This is a genomic window from Pseudomonas sp. BF-R-19, assembly GCF_019956445.1.
In the GTDB taxonomy this organism is placed as follows: Bacteria; Pseudomonadota; Gammaproteobacteria; order Pseudomonadales; family Pseudomonadaceae; genus Aquipseudomonas; species Aquipseudomonas fluorescens_BH.
In genome coordinates this window covers 54,789-71,260 of record NZ_JAHBDN010000049.1, presented here as the reverse complement: position 1 = coordinate 71,260, position 16,472 = coordinate 54,789, and the positions used below count along the sequence as shown (strand labels likewise).

Genomic DNA, 16,472 nt, shown 5'->3' with positions numbered 1-16,472 from the left:
TGGGTTCGCCCCGGCGGAGCAGGGCATTACCGCCCAGAGCAACGACGATACGCATGGTGCAGTCCTTCTAAAAGAGAAGTCACAAACAACTCGATCTCCCGGTTGGAATCGGGCCAGTGTGGGAGCGAGTCAGCCGTTAGAGATCAGCCAGCGTCGACACCAGAATCGCCTTGATCGTATGCATGCGGTTTTCCGCTTGCTCGAAGGCGATGCAGGCTGGCGACTCGAACACGTCATCGGTCACTTCGATGCCGTTCTTCAGGTGCGGGTACTGCTCGGCAATCTGCTTGCCGATCTTGGTGTCGCTGTTGTGGAACGCCGGCAGGCAGTGCATGAACTTGGTGCGCGGGTTGCCGGTGGCTTTCATCAGTTCGGCGTTGACCTGATACGGCAGCAGCTGCTGGATGCGCTCGGCCCAGGCTTCGACCGGCTCGCCCATCGACACCCACACATCGGTATGGATGAAGTCCACGCCCTTGACCGCCGCTTTCGGGTCTTCGGTGAGGGTGATGCGCGCGCCGCTTTCTTCTGCGTACTGTTTGCAGCGAGCCACCAGGTCGTCCGCCGGCCACAGGGCTTTTGGCGCGCAGATACGCACATCCATGCCGAGCTTGGCGCCAATCAGCAACAGGGAATTACCCATGTTGTTGCGCGCGTCGCCCAGGTAGGCGTAGCTGATCTCGTGGATCGGTTTGTCGGCGTGTTCACGCATGGTCAGCACGTCGGCGATCATTTGCGTCGGGTGATATTCGTCGGTGAGGCCGTTGAACACTGGCACGCCGGCGAACTTGGCCAGTTCCTCGACGATTTCCTGCTTGAAGCCACGGTACTCGATGGCGTCGTACATGCGCCCGAGCACGCGGGCGGTGTCCTTCATGCTTTCCTTGTGGCCGATCTGCGAAGAGTTCGGGTCGATGTAGGTGACGTTGGCGCCCTGGTCATAGGCTGCAACTTCGAACGCGCAGCGGGTGCGGGTCGAGGTTTTTTCGAAGATCAGCGCGATGTTGTTGCCCTTGAGATGCTGCTGTTCGGTGCCGGTGTACTTGGCACGCTTGAGGTCGCGGGACAGGTCGAGCAGGTAGCGCAATTCGCGAGGGGTGTGGTGTTCCAGGCTCAGCAGATTGCGGTTATGGATATTGAACGCCATTTTGGATCTCCTAAGGTGAACAGGTTAGTAGTCAATCGGGTCGCGGATGATCGGGCAGGTCATGCAATGGCCGCCGCCCCGTCCCCGGCCGAGTTCGCCGGCGCTGATGGTGATCACTTCCACACCGGCCTTGCGCAGCAGGGTGTTGGTGTAGGTATTGCGGTCGTAGCCGATGACCACGCCCGGTTCCACGGCCACTACGTTGTTGCCGTCGTCCCATTGCTCGCGTTCGGCGGCGAAGCTGTTGCCGCCGGTTTCAACCACGCGCAGGGCCTTGAGGTTCAGGGCCTGGGCGACGGTGTCGAGGAAGTTGGTTTCTTCGCGACGGATGTCGATGCCGCCCGCCTTGCTTTCGTCGGGACGCAGGGTGAAGGCGACAATCTGGTTCACCACTTCCGGGAAGATCGTGACGAGGTCGCGATCGCAGAAGCTGAACACGGTGTCCAGGTGCATCGCCGCGCGGGATTTCGGCAGGCCGGCGACGATCACTTTCTCGACGGCCTTGTTTTTGAACAGGTTCACCGCCAGTTGGGCAATGGCCTGGCGCGACGAGCGTTCGCCCATGCCGATCAACACCACGCCGTTGCCGATCGGCATCACATCACCGCCCTCAAGGGTGGAGTTGCCATGTTCTTTGTCCGGGTCGCCGTACCAGATCTGGAAGTCGGCGTTGGTGAACTCGGGGTGGAACTTGTAGATGGCGGTGGTCAGCAGGGTTTCCTGACGGCGCGCCGGCCAGTACATCGGGTTGAGGGTGACGCCACCGTAGATCCAGCAGGTGGTATCGCGGGTGAACTGGGTGTTGGGCAGCGGCGGCAGGATGAAGCTGGAGTTGCCGAGGAAGTCGCGGAACATCTCGATGGCCTTGCCGCCGAAACTGGTGGGCAAATCATCGCCCGATACGCCGCCGATCAGGAACTCGGCGATCTTGCGCGGCTCCAGGCTGCGCAGCCACGAGGCCGTTTCGTTGATCAGGCCCAGGCCCACCGAGTTGGCGGTGATCTTGCGTTCCAGAATCCAGTCCAGGGCTTCGGGAATGGCGACGATGTCGGTCAGCAGGTTGTGCATTTCCAGCACATCGATGTTGCGTTCACGCATCTTGGTAACGAAGTCGAAGTGGTCGCGCTTGGCCTGGGCCACCCACAGCACATCGTCGAACAGCAGTTCATCGCAGTTGTTCGGGGTCAGCCGCTGATGGGCCAGGCCTGGGGAGCAAACCATGACTTTGCGCAGTTTGCCGGCTTCGGAATGGACGCCGTACTTAACTTTTTCCTTGGTCATTACAGTGATCCTCCAGATGACAAAACAGGGTTGTGCTTCTAGAAACAGGAGCTAAAGGGTCAGGAAGCCGTCGTAGAGACCGTAGGCCGCCACCACGGCGCCGACGACCACCGCAGCGAAAATCAGCTTCTCGACGTTGGTGAAAACCGGTTTGTTGATTTCCAGCTTGGCCTTGGCGAACAGGATCACGCCGGGGGCGTAGAGCAGGGCGGACAGCAGCAGGTACTTGATGCCGCCGGCGTACAGCAGCCAGATCGCGTAGATCAGGGCCACCGCACCGATGATCAGATCCTTCTGCCGCTCGCCAGCCGCGCCTTCGTAGCTTTCGCCACGCACCGCCAACAACAACGCGTAGGCCGCCGACCACAGGTAAGGCACCAGGATCATCGAGGTGGCGAGGTAGATCAGCGACAGGTAAGTGCTGGCCGAGAACAGCGTGATGATCAGGAAAACCTGGACCATGGCGTTGGTCAGCCACAGGGCATTGACCGGTACATGGTTGGCGTTTTCCTTGCGCAAAAACGCCGGCATGGTGTGGTCCTTGGCGGCGGCGAACATGATCTCCGCGCACAGCAGCACCCACGACAACAAGGCCCCCAGCAACGAGATGATCAAACCGACACTGATCAGCACCGCACCCCAGTGGCCGACCACGTGCTCCAGCACGGCGGCCATCGACGGGTTCTGCAACTTGGCCAGTTCCGGCTGGGTCATGATCCCCAGCGACAGCACGTTGACCAGGACCAAAAACAGCAGCACGGTGACAAAGCCGATCACGGTGGCCTTGCCCACATCGCTGCGTTTTTCCGCCCGGGCCGAAAAGATGCTCGCGCCTTCGATGCCGATGAACACCCACACGGTGACCAGCATCATCTTGCGCACCTGGTCCATCACGCTGCCCAGATCCGGGTTCTTCAGGCCCCAGATGTCAGCGGTGAAGATGTCCAGCTTGAAGGCGAACAACGCAATCAACATGAACAGCAGTAGCGGCACGATCTTGGCGACGGTGGTCACCAGGTTGATGAACGCTGCTTCCTTTATTCCTCGCAGTACGAGGAAATGTACGGCCCAGAGCAGCACCGAGGCACCGATCACGGCAGCCACGGTATTGCCCTCGCCAAACACGGGAAAGAAATAACCCAGGGTGCTGAACAGCAAGACGAAGTAACCGACGTTGCCCAGCCAGGCACTGATCCAGTAGCCCCAGGCGGACGAGAAACCCATGTAGTCGCCGAAACCGGCCTTGGCGTAGGCGTAAACCCCGCCATCAAGATCGGGTTTGCGGTTGGCCAGGGTCTGGAACACGAACGCCAGGGTGAGCATGCCGACGGCGGTGATCGCCCAACCGATCAGAATGGCGCCGACATCCGCGCTGGCCGCCATGTTTTGTGGCAGGGAAAAGATCCCGCCACCAATCATCGAACCCACGACTAACGCAACCAGCGCGCCGAGTTTCAGTTTTCCGGGAGTTTCAGACATTGCATGACTCCAATGCAGGAGAAGAGAGGCAACAGATTAATTCCGTTGGCTATCCAATCAGCTGACTTGGATCACTAAATGAGAGCGTTCCCAGTTTCTTGGCGGAGTGCCATCATTTGCAAGGCGGCTGCCTGTAATGCTTGTTCTAGAGCCTTTTCAAGATTATTTCAGTACTTTGTATAGTTTGTTTCGAATTATGACGCTAGTTGGTTTTTCAGAATTCGCAAATTTTCCCGGCGGGTTTTTTGTACGAAATTGATGTATTGGAAAAACGTATACAACAAATGATTATATCGGCGCCTCTAATAGCCGTTTTGTGCAAGTTAAAAGACGTATGTTGGCGTTATCCAATAAACGTTATTACTCTTCAACAGTTTAGTTGACGCCTGTTATGTGACGATCTCGCGGCAGTTGTCGCCCCTTTTCGGAAATGGAGATGCAACGATGGCGCAATCACCGAACAAGCTTCGCCTGAGCGCATTGATCGCGTTGGTGGTGGGTTCGATGATCGGCGGCGGGATCTTTTCCCTGCCGCAAAACATGGCGGCCAGGGCCGATGCCGGGGCGATCCTGATCGGTTGGGCAATCACTGCGGTCGGCATGCTGACCCTGGCATTCGTGTTCCAGACCCTGGCCAATCGCAAGCCGGAGCTGGACTCCGGGGTGTACGCCTATGCCAAGGCCGGGTTCGGCGACTACATGGGCTTTTCTTCGGCCTGGGGCTACTGGATCAGCGCCTGGTTGGGCAACGTCGGCTACTTCGTGCTGCTGTTCAGCACCCTCGGTTATTTCGTTCCGGTCTTTGGCGAAGGCAACACGCCGATTGCCATCGTCTGTGCTTCGGTGCTGCTCTGGACCGTGCATTTTGTGGTGATGCGCGGGATCAAGGAGGCGGCGTTCATCAACCAGGTGACCACCGTGGCCAAGATCGTGCCGCTGATCATGTTCATCGTGATCGCTGCCGTGGCGTTCAAGGCGGACATCTTTACCCTCGATATCTGGGGGCGCAACAACCCGGAGTTCGGCAGCGTGATGGATCAGGTCCGGCACATGATGCTGGTCACCGTGTTCGTGTTCATCGGTATCGAGGGCGCCAGTGTCTATTCGGCCCGGGCAGAGAAACGCTCCGACGTGGGCCGCGCGACGGTGATCGGGTTCATTGGGGTATTGGCGCTGCTGGTGCTGGTGAACGTGCTGTCGCTGGGGATCATGACCCAGCCGGAACTGGCGAAACTGCAGAACCCCTCGCTGGCGGCGGTGCTTGAACATATCGTCGGCCCCTGGGGCGCGTTGCTGATCAGCGTCGGCCTGGCGATCTCGCTGTTGGGGGCCTTGTTGTCCTGGGCGTTGCTGTGCGCCGAAATCCTGTTCGCCACGGCGAAAGACAAGACCATGCCGGCATTCCTGACCAAGGAAAACGCCAACCGCGTGCCGGTCAATGCGATGTGGCTGACCAACTCGATGATCCAGCTGTTCCTGCTGATCACGCTGTTTTCCGCCGGCACCTACACCAGCCTGATTTATCTGGCGTCCTCGATGATTCTGGTGCCGTACCTGTGGTCGGCGGCCTATGCGGTGTTGTTGTGCGCGCGAGGTGAAACCTACCAACAGGCACCCGCCGAGCGGATCAAGGACCTGCTGATCGGTAGCATCGCCCTGGGCTACGCGGTGTGGTTGCTGTATGCCGGCGGCCTGAAGTATTTGCTGCTGTCGGCGCTGCTGTATGCGCCGGGTGTGATCCTGTTTGCCAAGGCACGTAATGAGCAGGGCAAACCACTGTTCACGGTGGTCGAGAAAGGCATTTTCACCTGTGTCATCGGTGGGGCGGGGCTGGCGGCTTATGGGTTGTACAGCGGAGTGCTCAGTCTGTGAGGTTGTTGCTGGCGTACCAGCCGCCCTATGACTGGCCGGCGTTGCTGGGGTTCTTGTCGGCGCGGGCGATCGTTGGCATGGAAACGGTGGTCGAGGGTGTCTACTCGCGCAGCATCGACGTGCATGGCGTTCACGGTACGTTTTCGATCCAGCCTGTTACACCCGAAGCACTTGAGCTGAATCTGGACTTTCCGGATGCTGCTGCCGTGCCTGAGATCGTTGCGCGAGTGCGGCGAATGTTCGACCTGGATGCCGACCTGTCCACGATTCACCGGCACTTGGCGGTTGATCCGCTGATGGCGCGGTTGATTGCCGAGCGTCCGGGGTTGCGTGTACCGGGGGCGTGGGATGGGCTGGAACTGGCGATCCGTGCGGTGCTGGGGCAGCAGATTACGGTGGTGGCGGCGATCCGGTTGGCGGGCAAACTGGTAGCGCAGTACGGCACACCGTTGAGTTCAGCGCTACCGGGAGTGACCCATGTTTTTCCCCAGGCCAGCGTTTTGGCAGGAGCAGATCTGGCAGCGCTGGGCATGCCGAAAAGCCGAGGCCGGACCTTGTCGGGAGTGGCTCAGGCACTGCTCGATGATCCGCGATTGTTTGAGCCCGGCCGGGACGAGGGGGTTGCGCGGTTGCTGGCCTTGCACGGGATTGGTGACTGGACGGCAAAATACATTGCCTTGCGGCAATTGCGGGAGATGGATGGGTTTCCCAATGGCGACGTGGGGCTGATCAATGCGCTGGCGGCGCTGGAGGGTGGGCCGGTGACAGCCAGGCAGCTGTTGCAGCGGGCTGAAGGGTGGCGGCCTTATCGAGGGTATGCGGCGCAGGTGCTGTGGACTTCGTTGAGTCGGGCGGACTGAGCTGATCCGGAATTTGTACTGGCAGTCCTGACGCCTTCGCGGGCAAGCCCGCTCCCACAGTTGACCGAGTACTTGCTGACGACCGCGATCAAATGTGGGAGCGGGCTTGCTCGCGAAGGCGATCTGACGGTCACCACCACTGCGCGCGATGTGAACCCAAATCAGTTGCTGGCAATGTCCATTGCAATGGTGTCCCCGTCATCTTAAGCGGCGCCTGCAACCGATGCGCCGGCCCCCAGGGCGTTTGCTCAACCTGTATCCCCTGATCGTTTTGATCCTCTGCCCGCAACGGCTCATCGGACCCGGCCCCAGCCTCGATCAACAACCTCGCCGTACGCGCCAACGACAATCGCGCCGAGCCCCCCGTACCGTCGTTCAACCGCTGCGCCAACAACCTGATCGCACTGGCCGCCATCAAATACCCGGTGGCGTGATCGAGGGCCTGTACCGGCAACGGCGTCGGTTTGTCCGCCTGCTTCCAGCGCATGCCCGCTTCGGCAATGCCACTGCTCATCTGCACCAGGCTGTCGAAGCCCCGCCGGTTTTGCCAGGGGCCGTTCCAGCCATAGGCATTGAGGCAGACATCGATCAGGCCGGGGTTCAGTTGTCGGCGCTCATTGATGCCCAGGCCAAGCCGCTCCAGCGCATCGGCGCGATAGCCGTGGAGCAGGATGTCGGCGTCCTTGAGCAGGCATTCGAATACGCCGCGGTCGGACCTGTCGTTCAGATCAAGGCGCGCGCAGCGTTTTCCCAAGGTGACTTCCGGCACCACCCCAGGCTCGTTCCAGGTCGGCGGATCGATGCGCAGGACATCGGCGCCCAGGCCTGCCAGAAAGCGACTGGCGATGGGGCCTGCCAGTACTCGGGTCAAGTCCAGCACCTTGATGTCGGCCAGTGGTCGAGCCACTGAACCTGTCCACGGTTTGCGGCTCTGGCTTGGGTGGTTGGCGAACAGAATCAAGGGTTCGGCATTCACTGCCTGGCCTTGAGGATGGGCCTGCCATTGTTCCCAGGTGCGCATTTCGGCGGCGCAACCACCGGCATCGACCACCGCCTGCTCCAGCTCGCTGTTCGCCCATCGGGCCACTTGGCCGGCCATCGCTGCGCGGTCGGCACTGGCACCGAGCACGCTTTCGGCAGCGGCGCGGTGATGGGGCGCGTTGGTGTGGAGGCGAATCCAGCCATCGCGGGTGGCGTAGTCACCGGCGATCGGGTCCCACAGCGGCGGAACGCTCCAGCCAAGCGGGCGAATTGAGGTTGCGAACCAGAATGATGCGAGGCGTCGGTCGACCTCAAGACCGGGCAGGTGCCCGGTTTGCTGGTGCAACAGTTCGCTGGCGGCCTGGCCGGCGGCAGCGATGCTGGCGCAGGCCAGATCCGTAACGGCAAACGCCGAGGGCAGGGCGCCGCTGGAGGTGAATGGAATCGGGGTGTGAGGCAAACCGAGTGCGGCTTGAATGGACGTGAGCAGATCAGTCATCGAAGGGCCCTCCGGAGCGAGAGCCAGATCTTAGTCCAAAAACTCGAGTCCCGATGACATCCCTTTGTGGGAGCGGGCTTGCTCGCGAAGAGGCCGGCACATTCAACATCGATGTCGCCTGACACTCCGCATTCGCGAGCAAGCCCGCTCCCACATTTCGTTGGTGCTGCTTACACGCGGAACTGATCCATCAACTTCATTTGCTGGGTGGTCAGGGAATTGAGCTGGCTGCTGATCTGCGCCGATTCGGTGGCCTGGCCGGTCAGGGTTTCGGTGACGGAGCGGATCGCCGAGACGTTGCGGTTGACCTCTTCGGCCACGGCGCTTTGCTGTTCGGCGGCGCTGGCGATTTGCAGGTTCATGTCGCTGATCACGGTGACCGCATCGCTGATCTTGCCCAACGCCTGGACCGCCTGCTGGATCTGCCCGGCGTTGCTGTGGGCCCGGGTCTGGCTTGAGTGCATGGTGGCGACCACGCCGCGGGTGCCGCTCTGGATGCGTTCGATCACCAGGCGAATTTCTTCCACCGAATCCTGGGTGCGCTTGGCCAGGTTGCGCACTTCATCGGCGACCACCGCAAAGCCACGACCACTTTCACCGGCACGGGCGGCTTCGATGGCAGCGTTGAGCGCCAGCAGGTTGGTTTGTTCTGCGATGCTGCGAATCACCTCCAGCACCGAACCGATCTGCTCGCTGTTGACCGCGAGGGCTTCGACTTCGGTCACGGCCTTGCTGACTTCTTCGGCCAGTTGATTGATGTCGCGGGTACTGCGCTCGATGATCGACATGCCGTCGCGGGCTGACTGGTCGGCGCCCTTGGCGGCGTTGGCCGCGCTCGAGGCGCTGTTGGCGACATCGTGGGCGGTGGCGTTCATTTCGTTGGACGCGGTGGCGACCTGGTCGATTTCGCGGAACTGCACCTGCATGCCTTCGCTGGTCTGGCGGGCGATCTCGGACGATTGATCGGCGGTGCCCCGGGCATCGGTGATGCTTTGCTTGATCTGCGCGATGGTCGGTTGCAGCTTGTCGAGGAAGCGGTTGAACCAGCTCACCAGTTCGCCCAGCTCGTCCTGCTTGCTGTAGTGCAGGCGCTGGGTCAGGTCGCCGTCGCCACTGGCAATCGCCTTGAGCATGTCGGCCACGCTGTTGATCGGGCGGGTCACGCCAGACGCGGTGAGCCACATCAGCAACAGCCCGAGCAGACCGGCAATCACCGCCACCGACAGTGCCTTGAGCGTGCCGCTTTGCTGGGCATCGTCGAGTACCGCTTGCAGCTTCACCGAGTCGGCCAGCAGCACTTGTTTGGGCAGGTCGATCACCACGGCCCAGGCCTTGGCATCGGCAATCGGGCTGACCGGGTACACCGCACGGATCAGGTCGCCTTGCTGGAGAATCTTCGGTGCACCGCTACCGAGCAATTGCAGGATGTCCTTGCCATCGGCGCCCAGGGTGTCGCCGATGTTCTTGCCGACTTTACCGGCATCGACACTGTAGGCGGCCAGCACGCCAGTGCCGGAAACGATCAGCATGTGCCCGGCACTGTTGAACAGGTCGCGCTGGGAGTCGACCGCCGCCGCTTGCAGGGCGTCGAGGGCGATGTCGATGCCGACCACACCGATGGACTTGCCATTCTCCAGCAACGGTACGGAAATGGTGGTCATCAACACTTCCTTGCCGCCGACAGTATCGGCGTAGGGGTCGAGCAGGCAGGTACGCTTGCTGTCCCGCGGGCAGGTGTACCAGACGTTGTACGGCGTGCCGCTGAGGTTCAGGGTGGTTTTGGTCATGTCCTCTTCGACCATGATGGTGTTCAGCGACTCACCACCGGCGCGGCTCCAGTACGTGGCGAAACGGCCGATCTCGTTGGACTGGCGGGCGGCGTCGTTGGCGAATTCGCTGTCCTTGCCGTCCAGGCCGTTGGGTTCGAACGCCAGCCAGATGCCCAGCACTTTGCCGTTGCGCTCAAAAGCGGTTTTCAGGCTCTGGTTCAACTCTTCACGCAGGGCGCCGGGCTTAAGCGAGCGCTTGGCGGCCAGGATGCGCATGTCCTTGATCTGATCTGCCAGGGCGGTCACCACCGTCAGGGTTTCACCGAACGTCTTCTGCACCCGCACCGCTTGCTCGGCGGCCTTGGCCTGAAGCAGGTCCTGCACACTGGCGGTGAGCATTCTGCTGCTGGAATCGTTGACCAGGTCATCGTTCTGATTGGTCTGGTAGATGTTCATGCCCACTATCAAGGCGACTACGCCCAGCAGGCACAGACCAGACAGCAGGACGATTTTCAGGCGGATGGACAGTGAGTCGAACATGGGGCGAACTCGCGAATGGATGAAGTGTTGGCTGTGGGCTGTTGCGGCTCACTCGCTAAATCCATTTAGCGCCGATCAATGCACATCGGCGTGGCGTTGAGGTTACATGAGGGGCAACTCGACGAACGGTAGTGGTTGAACGTTTGCGCAGAAAAATGTGCCGAAAATGGGGGTAAAAAGAGGAAAAGTCACGGATGGACGGTAATCAATTTTGCATCGACGTCCAGGGTGCTTTTTGCGCTTTAAATGAAACTCACGAAATACATATGTACCGCTTCTCATTAAGGGCAGACCGATTAAATGCAGATGCCACCTCGGTGGAACGCTTCCGGAAGTTTTGGCTTCTGGCATCTGACAGTAAATAATGAGAAAGCCATCATGTGTATGACTTGCTTTAAAAGGACCGGATTGCGCTCGGTGTTGTTTTTTTGGGGGATGTTATTGGCGGCAGGTGCGGCTCCTGCCATGTCTTTTCTGAACTCGGCAGCTATTTCGGGTATCGCCTCTCAAATACCCTCGGCGGCCACAGTACTGCCGGACAAACTGAACACCCTTGAGGACAGTCTGGCTGACGAAACGGATGTGAAGCATTACAGCTTCATGGCGGTACGGGGGCAGGATGTGTTGATCCATGCGGGCGTGAAGAAAGGAGGGCCATTGAGGCTGGAATACAATCGCGATGGAAGTTGGGCCGTAATCCCTTGGGGTAAACCCTTTACGGTTTCTGGCTTGCAGCCGAATCAGGAAGTTCAGGTTCGCATCTCTAAGAATCCATCTGCCCCGTTCGTGGCGGGTGATATCTACAAGCTCGAGTTTGGCTCAGCACCTTACTACGCCGACAGTCGCGTCCAGGGCGATACCGGTGATCTGCGGCACTACTGGGCGACTACGCAGGCCTACAGGGTCTTGAATTGGTCGGTCCGGTTGAGGGATTCGACCGGGCAACCGCTCGAAGGCGCTACCGCTACTTTGATATTGAACAAAGGGGCGGATGACGAGAAGTTTGACCTTATAACGGATAGCACTGGCAGTGCTGCGCAAGCCCTTGAGTTAGGCAGGTGTTACGGCCAGTTGAAGTCTGATCCTTTCTGGACCAGCAGTGGCAAGTATCGCTATAAGTGGGAAGTTGAATACAACCTGGGGTATTGGTTGATCCAGGTTCAACGCAAAGAGGATTCGGGGGTGGGAGGTTACAACGTGCGGAACGTTTCATTTGCTCAGATATGCTATCAAAATATGTTGCGTAACTAGGCCTGTTATATTCCCGGTAACGCGGTAGTGCACACCTGCGTTACCGGGCTTTATCAAACGATCAGGCTTCGATGTGTAGCCCCTGCCTTTTTTCAAACGGATATTTTTCAGCGTTTTTATGCAATTGATCCAGCCAGGAGTCTGAATTTCTCAGGTCAAGCGCACCTTTGTTCAGCAATAATCCATAGTCAATCATCTTATGGAAGTTGCGCAGGTCAAGATTCACCTTGCCTTCGAACTGTGGTTTATCCATCTGGACCAGTTCGATTACGAGCTTGGCATGCTTGAGTGTCAGGGTTTGCAAACCTTTGGTCTCGTTCAACAGGGTATTCAATATCTCCTCATCCCTGGCAGTCAGTGTGTCGGGGGGCGAAGTGACTTTCAACTGACCGTCTTCGGCCACGGTGAAGCCCATTACTTTATTGGCCAAGCCAGACCATTTGCTTTGCAGGTCTTTTTTGAAATCGGAGTAAATCCCTTCCATTTTTTTTAGCGTCAAACTTGCGTAGAATTCATGATGCCTAATCATTGAATGTCTGTAGCTTCTTATCCGAGGGGGGAGGTCAGTGAACTCGTTATGTGGTTCGAGCGCATTCAAAAACTCATCCACCTCATTCAGTTTTTCGCTGCTGAGATTTCTAGCTTCACTTTGAGGAGCTCGGAGTTTCTCGATGGTCAACCTTAACCTGTCATTCATTACCGGAATGTCAACTTTCTCAGGCTGGGCTTTTTCCGTGTTCGCTTTCAATGTTTGCGGATACGGAACTTGAAAAGATGCAGCGGCACTTACATTCATGTCAGCTTCTCGTTGTGGGGTTTCATGGTGCTTAACGGCCAAACCCGGTCATGGATGACCTGATAAACACGTAGGAGAAATCCGAACAGGAAGTAGGTACTTTCAAGTGTGCCGTTGCCGGCTGATACAGGGCGGTTTGAAGAGGTTTCAGGTGGCTTGCGGCAGTGATTCCGGCCGTGACCAGATCCACAGGTTGCCCAGCCCCATGCCGGCAATCGCCAGGTAAATCGGCCAGCCGTGATCGAGCATCACCAGCATCAAACCGGCACACAACAACATGCTGATCGTGGCGCTGACTTTTGCCCGGCGCGCGATGATCTTGCCGTTGCGCCAGTTATGGAGGATGGGGCCGAACAGCCGATGGTTTTCCAGCCAGGCACTCAGGCGCGGCGAACTGCGGGTCGCGGCCCAGGCGGCCAGCAGGATGAACTCGGTGGTTGGCAGGCCGGGTATGGCGATGGCGATCAGGCCGATGCCCAGGCTGACATAGGCCAGCAGGCCGAAGAGGAGGCGGGAGAGTTTTGAAGAGGTGGGCATGGGTTCAAGGGATTTCGTCGGATCTCGCAGACTTGCTCGGGCCTCTGTGGGAGCGAGCTTGCTCGCGATGGCGGAGTGTCAGTCGACATGTTTTTAATGTCAGACCGCAATCGCGAGCAAGCTCGCTCCCACAGGGGTGGTGGTGTGTCAGGCGATTTCTGGCGCGGTAGCGTAAGCCTGCTCCAGCAACACGGTGAAGCGGTTGAACGCATCGACGGCGCCTTTTTCCACTTCGGCCTCTTCCTGGGCGCTGAATGCCAGGCCGTCCAGGGTCTGGACGAAGCTCTTCCAGCCTTCAGCACGACCACCGGCCGGTTCGCCGAGGTGGCGGGCGCCGAAGGTTTCGCTCAGGCCAAGGCCCACGGCACGTTTGATCAGGAACGCCGCGCCGAGCTTCGAACCTTCGGAGACGAAGATCCAGCCCAGGGCTTCGGCCTTGGTCGGGCTCCTCAGTGCACCGGCGACAGGTGCTGGCACGTCGGTGTCCAGGTCCGCGAGGTCGGCCCTGGCGGCATCGGCACGGCAGCGGGCCGGCAGGTCCGGGACAATGGCGGTCAGTTCGGCATCGTTGTACAGCGACACCAGTTCCGACTGGAACAGGTACTGCGCCACCACGAAGCGGGCGAAATTGGCCGGGGTTTCAAACGGGGCATGGGCCTTGACCAAGGCATCGAGCTTGCTGTGCGGCTCGTTGGTGATCTGGTTCAAACGTTGCGAACGCAGGTTGGGGCGTTGTTCGGTGGCCTGGGTAGTCATGGCAATTCCTTGGAGAAAGAAGAGGCGCTTGGTAACGAGACGAACAGCAAGGCGCCTGACAGTAAAAAATCCTCACCGGGCGGCTTGATGCAACCGCCCGGCGAGATGAGCGGATCAGATATCCCAGATCAGGTTGACCGCAAAGTTGCGACCCGGCTGGGTCAGGCGGTCGAGGTTCGCCGGTTGGGTCACCGAGGCTTCGCCGACGCTGTCGTAGCCGCGCACGTCATCCCACAGCCAGTATTTCTTGTCGGTGAGGTTGTAGACGCCGCCGCTGACGGTCACGTCGTCGGTCACCTTGTAGAACGCGCTCAGGTCCAGAATGCCGAAACCGGGGGTCTTGAACTGGGTGCTGGTGCCGTCCGGGGTTTTGAAACTGGTGCTGTCTACGCGGTCCTTCTTCTTCACCAGCGTCCAGCTGAGCAAGCCGCCGTAGGTGTCCTGGTCGTAGCCGAGGCCGAATACGCCGGTCAGCGGGTTGACGCTGTTGAGCGGCTCGCCGTTGTCGTCGTTGCGACCGTAGGCATAGGCTACCGAGCCCTGGGTGTAGAGGCCTTGCGGCGCGCCGAAGGCGTCGAGGTTCAGGCGGCCCTTGACCTCGGCACCCTTGATGGTGGCGTGCTTGATGTTGTTGCTCTGGAACGTGGTCTCGGTGTAGCCCGGAGTGATGGCGTTCTCGTTAATGAAGTCGCGGTACTTGTTGTAGAACACCGCCACGTCAAACGAGCCCTGCTCGAAGTTGCCGCGCAAACCCGTTTCGTAGCTTTTGCTTTTTTCCGGTTCGAGGTCCGGATTAGGCGCGACCTTATAGCCGCCAGCGATGTTTTCGAAACGACCGTACAACGCCTTGGCGGTCGGGGTGCGGAAGCCTTCGGCGTATTGGCCGTACCAGGTGTAGTGATCGTTGAAGCTGTAGGTGGTGCCGAACTTCGGCGACAGGCGATGCCAGGTCTTGGTCTCGTCGCTCACCACGCCGTTGCGGCTCTGGTCGGCGGTGGCCAGGAACTCGTCGGTGATGTGTGGTTTGAGCTGGGTGTAGTCGTAGCGTGCACCGGGCAGGAAGGTCCAGTTGCCCCAGCTGATCTGATCCTGGGCGAACAGGGCGTAGCTGTTGATGGTCGGGTCCGGGAAGTCACTGGCGGGTGTCAGCGTGTCGCTGGCGCTAGGGGCACCAATGACACGGCAGGCGCCGGCCACGGTCAGGCAGGTGCCGGTACCGGTACGCAGGCCGGTAACTTTGTCCTGCTTGATGGTGGTGCCATAAGTGACGAAGTGTTCGGTGTCGGCAATGGCAAACGACTTGTCAGCCTGGGCGTCGAATACCCATTGGCGATCCTTGTAAGTCGTATCGCGGTTACGCAGCACGGTCCGCGACGGCGCGTAGATCTCTTCGGTGCTCTGGTCGGTCTTGGCGATCTGGTAGTTCAGCGTCCACTTGATGTTGTCAGCCAGTGCGCTGTCCAGGCCGAAGCTGTGTTCCAGGCCAAAGCGTTCGCGGGTGATCGTGTCGTTACCGGTACGGGACTTGTAGAAGCCCATACCGCGTCCGGCATTGAACGGGCCGCCCACTGCGCTCAATTGATTGGTGTCGCTGTCGGCCTTGTAATGCTCGTAGGTCAGGCCCAGGCGTGCGTCGTCGGCGTAATTCCAGCCCAGTTTGGCCAGCACGCTGGTGGTGCGCACGTCCTGGGGGTTGGCTTCAGTGCGGTTCAGGCCAGTGCCGCCGGTTTCGCCAAAGGACTCTGTTTCATGACCGTTGCGTTGACTGAGATGCAGCAGGCCATCGAACTCGCCGGTACGGCCGGCGACGGTGCCGGAAGTCAGCCAGCTGTCGTCGGCGGAGCTGTAGCCGGTTTTCAGGCGGGCGCCGACATCCTTGCCTGGCTTGATGATGTCGTCCGGGTCCAGCGTGTAGTAGCTGACCGCACCGCCAATGGCGCTGCTGCCATACAGCACCGACGCCGGTCCCCGGAGGATTTCCACACGCTTGACGATTTCCGGATCGACATAGTTGCGGTTGGTCTGGGCATACGGGCCGTTGAAGAAACCGTCGGGCACCTGCACCCCGTCGACCTGGGTCAGCACGCGGTCGCCATCGATGCCGCGAATGTTGTAGCCCGTGATGCCAGCGCGTTGGCCTGCGCCGCCTACCGAAACACCGGGTTCGTAGCGCACCAGCTCCTTGATGGTATTGACGTTGTTGCGGTCCAGATCTTCGCGCGTGTAGACAGAGATCGTGCTCGGTACGCTGTTCACATCCTGCTCGTTACGGGTGGCGCTGATGGTCACCTGTTGCAGGTTGAGCGTGCTGCTACCACTGCGCTTTTCCAGCACGATGCTGTTGTTGCCCATTTTGCGATAGCCCAGGTTGGTCCCCACCAACAGGCGCTCCAGGGCTTTCTCCGGTGACAGCGAACCGCGTACTCCCGGCGAGGCCACGCCCTGTGCCAGCTCCGACGACACGCCGACCTGCCAGCCCGTCACGGCGGTAAAGGCATTGAGTGCCGACACCAGTGATTGCTGGGGAATGGCGAACGAGTAGTCGCCCATTTTGCGGGTCGACTGCTCGGTGGCGGTGGCGGCCATGAGCGGTGCGGTACCGGCCATCAGGATGGCGGCGGTCAGCAGCGACAGCACGCGGGAGGGTGAAGGGGCTTGGCGGGTAAGGCGAGGGGACATCGATAGCGCTCCGTGTCGCACGAAT

At 59.7% G+C, this 16,472-nt stretch carries 12 protein-coding genes and 1 pseudogene; 3 read left to right on the top strand and 10 right to left on the bottom strand.

The window, feature by feature from the left end; all coding sequences use genetic code 11:
- Window positions 1-136: 136 nt before the first annotated feature.
- From KGB28_RS13620 to arcD (KGB28_RS13610), 3 genes are read right to left on the bottom strand one after another with little or no spacing between them, the layout of a single operon-like run.
- On the bottom strand, window positions 137-1,147 hold the full coding sequence (locus KGB28_RS13620) for an ornithine carbamoyltransferase (protein ID WP_046042231.1): 1,011 nt from the start codon (window positions 1,145-1,147) through the stop codon (window positions 137-139).
- Between the two features lie 24 nt (window positions 1,148-1,171).
- Window positions 1,172-2,428 (bottom strand): arginine deiminase, encoded by a 1,257-nt coding sequence (gene arcA / locus KGB28_RS13615; protein ID WP_223445821.1) that lies wholly within the window; start codon window positions 2,426-2,428, stop codon window positions 1,172-1,174.
- Window positions 2,429-2,479: 51 nt separating this feature from the next.
- Window positions 2,480-3,907 carry an arginine-ornithine antiporter gene (gene arcD, locus KGB28_RS13610; RefSeq protein WP_223445819.1) on the bottom strand — a complete coding sequence of 476 codons (1,428 nt, stop codon included), beginning with the start codon at window positions 3,905-3,907 and terminating at the stop codon, window positions 2,480-2,482.
- A 444-nt stretch (window positions 3,908-4,351) separates the two neighbouring features.
- Here arcD (KGB28_RS13610) and arcD (KGB28_RS13605) point away from each other — a divergent pair, with 444 nt between their 5' ends.
- Entirely contained in the window at window positions 4,352-5,779 is a 1,428-nt protein-coding gene (gene arcD, locus KGB28_RS13605) for an arginine-ornithine antiporter (protein WP_223445817.1), read from the top strand.
- Window positions 5,776-6,639, top strand: a complete 864-nt coding sequence (locus KGB28_RS13600) for a DNA-3-methyladenine glycosylase family protein (protein ID WP_223445815.1) — start codon at window positions 5,776-5,778, stop codon at window positions 6,637-6,639. Before arcD (KGB28_RS13605) ends, KGB28_RS13600 begins: the two co-directional genes overlap by 4 nt.
- A gap of 130 nt (window positions 6,640-6,769) precedes the next feature.
- Here the strand turns inward: KGB28_RS13600 and KGB28_RS13595 are convergent, their stop codons facing one another.
- The 3 genes and pseudogenes from KGB28_RS13595 to KGB28_RS31785 form a co-directional block, all read right to left on the bottom strand.
- On the bottom strand, window positions 6,770-8,119 hold the full coding sequence (locus KGB28_RS13595; protein WP_223445813.1) for a CoA transferase: 1,350 nt from the start codon (window positions 8,117-8,119) through the stop codon (window positions 6,770-6,772).
- A gap of 170 nt (window positions 8,120-8,289) precedes the next feature.
- Window positions 8,290-9,045: a methyl-accepting chemotaxis protein gene (locus tag KGB28_RS31790; RefSeq protein ID WP_411740586.1), complete on the bottom strand. Its 756-nt coding sequence runs from the start codon at window positions 9,043-9,045 to the stop codon at window positions 8,290-8,292.
- A 102-nt stretch (window positions 9,046-9,147) separates the two neighbouring features.
- A pseudogene (locus tag KGB28_RS31785) lies at window positions 9,148-10,164 on the bottom strand (HAMP domain-containing protein); the annotation flags it as partial.
- A gap of 564 nt (window positions 10,165-10,728) precedes the next feature.
- Here KGB28_RS31785 and KGB28_RS13585 point away from each other — a divergent pair.
- On the top strand, window positions 10,729-11,679 hold the full coding sequence (locus KGB28_RS13585) for a hypothetical protein (RefSeq protein WP_223445809.1): 951 nt from the start codon (window positions 10,729-10,731) through the stop codon (window positions 11,677-11,679).
- A 61-nt stretch (window positions 11,680-11,740) separates the two neighbouring features.
- Here the strand turns inward: KGB28_RS13585 and KGB28_RS13580 are convergent, their stop codons facing one another.
- The 4 genes from KGB28_RS13580 to KGB28_RS13565 all read right to left on the bottom strand — a co-directional run bounded on the left by KGB28_RS13580 (window position 11,741) and on the right by KGB28_RS13565 (window position 16,447).
- Window positions 11,741-12,475 (bottom strand): hypothetical protein, encoded by a 735-nt coding sequence (locus tag KGB28_RS13580; protein WP_223445807.1) that lies wholly within the window; start codon window positions 12,473-12,475, stop codon window positions 11,741-11,743.
- Window positions 12,476-12,622: 147 nt separating this feature from the next.
- Window positions 12,623-13,012, bottom strand: coding sequence for a YbaN family protein (locus KGB28_RS13575; protein WP_223445806.1), 390 nt, complete (start codon window positions 13,010-13,012; stop codon window positions 12,623-12,625).
- A gap of 147 nt (window positions 13,013-13,159) precedes the next feature.
- Window positions 13,160-13,768: a biliverdin-producing heme oxygenase gene (locus tag KGB28_RS13570; RefSeq protein WP_223445804.1), complete on the bottom strand. Its 609-nt coding sequence runs from the start codon at window positions 13,766-13,768 to the stop codon at window positions 13,160-13,162.
- A gap of 114 nt (window positions 13,769-13,882) precedes the next feature.
- A complete protein-coding gene (locus KGB28_RS13565; protein WP_223445802.1) occupies window positions 13,883-16,447 on the bottom strand; it encodes a TonB-dependent receptor in 2,565 nt (854 codons plus the stop codon).
- Between the last annotated feature and the right edge of the window lie 25 nt (window positions 16,448-16,472).

What these genes read in the sequence shown, in the direction of transcription:
- KGB28_RS13565 (WP_223445802.1), bottom strand. Translation starts at nt 16,447, where the DNA reads ATGTCCCCTCGCCTTACCCGCCAAGCCCCTTCACCCTCCCGCGTGCTG.
- KGB28_RS13575 (WP_223445806.1), bottom strand. Translation starts at nt 13,012, where the DNA reads ATGCCCACCTCTTCAAAACTCTCCCGCCTCCTCTTCGGCCTGCTGGCC.
- arcA (WP_223445821.1), bottom strand. Translation starts at nt 2,428, where the DNA reads ATGACCAAGGAAAAAGTTAAGTACGGCGTCCATTCCGAAGCCGGCAAA.
- KGB28_RS13585 (WP_223445809.1), top strand. Translation starts at nt 10,729, where the DNA reads ATGCAGATGCCACCTCGGTGGAACGCTTCCGGAAGTTTTGGCTTCTGG.
- KGB28_RS13620 (WP_046042231.1), bottom strand. Translation starts at nt 1,147, where the DNA reads ATGGCGTTCAATATCCATAACCGCAATCTGCTGAGCCTGGAACACCAC.
- KGB28_RS13570 (WP_223445804.1), bottom strand. Translation starts at nt 13,768, where the DNA reads ATGACTACCCAGGCCACCGAACAACGCCCCAACCTGCGTTCGCAACGT.
- KGB28_RS31790 (WP_411740586.1), bottom strand. Translation starts at nt 9,045, where the DNA reads ATGCAGGTGCAGTTCCGCGAAATCGACCAGGTCGCCACCGCGTCCAAC.
- arcD (WP_223445817.1), top strand. Translation starts at nt 4,352, where the DNA reads ATGGCGCAATCACCGAACAAGCTTCGCCTGAGCGCATTGATCGCGTTG.
- KGB28_RS13595 (WP_223445813.1), bottom strand. Translation starts at nt 8,119, where the DNA reads ATGACTGATCTGCTCACGTCCATTCAAGCCGCACTCGGTTTGCCTCAC.
- arcD (WP_223445819.1), bottom strand. Translation starts at nt 3,907, where the DNA reads ATGTCTGAAACTCCCGGAAAACTGAAACTCGGCGCGCTGGTTGCGTTA.
- KGB28_RS13580 (WP_223445807.1), bottom strand. Translation starts at nt 12,475, where the DNA reads ATGAATGTAAGTGCCGCTGCATCTTTTCAAGTTCCGTATCCGCAAACA.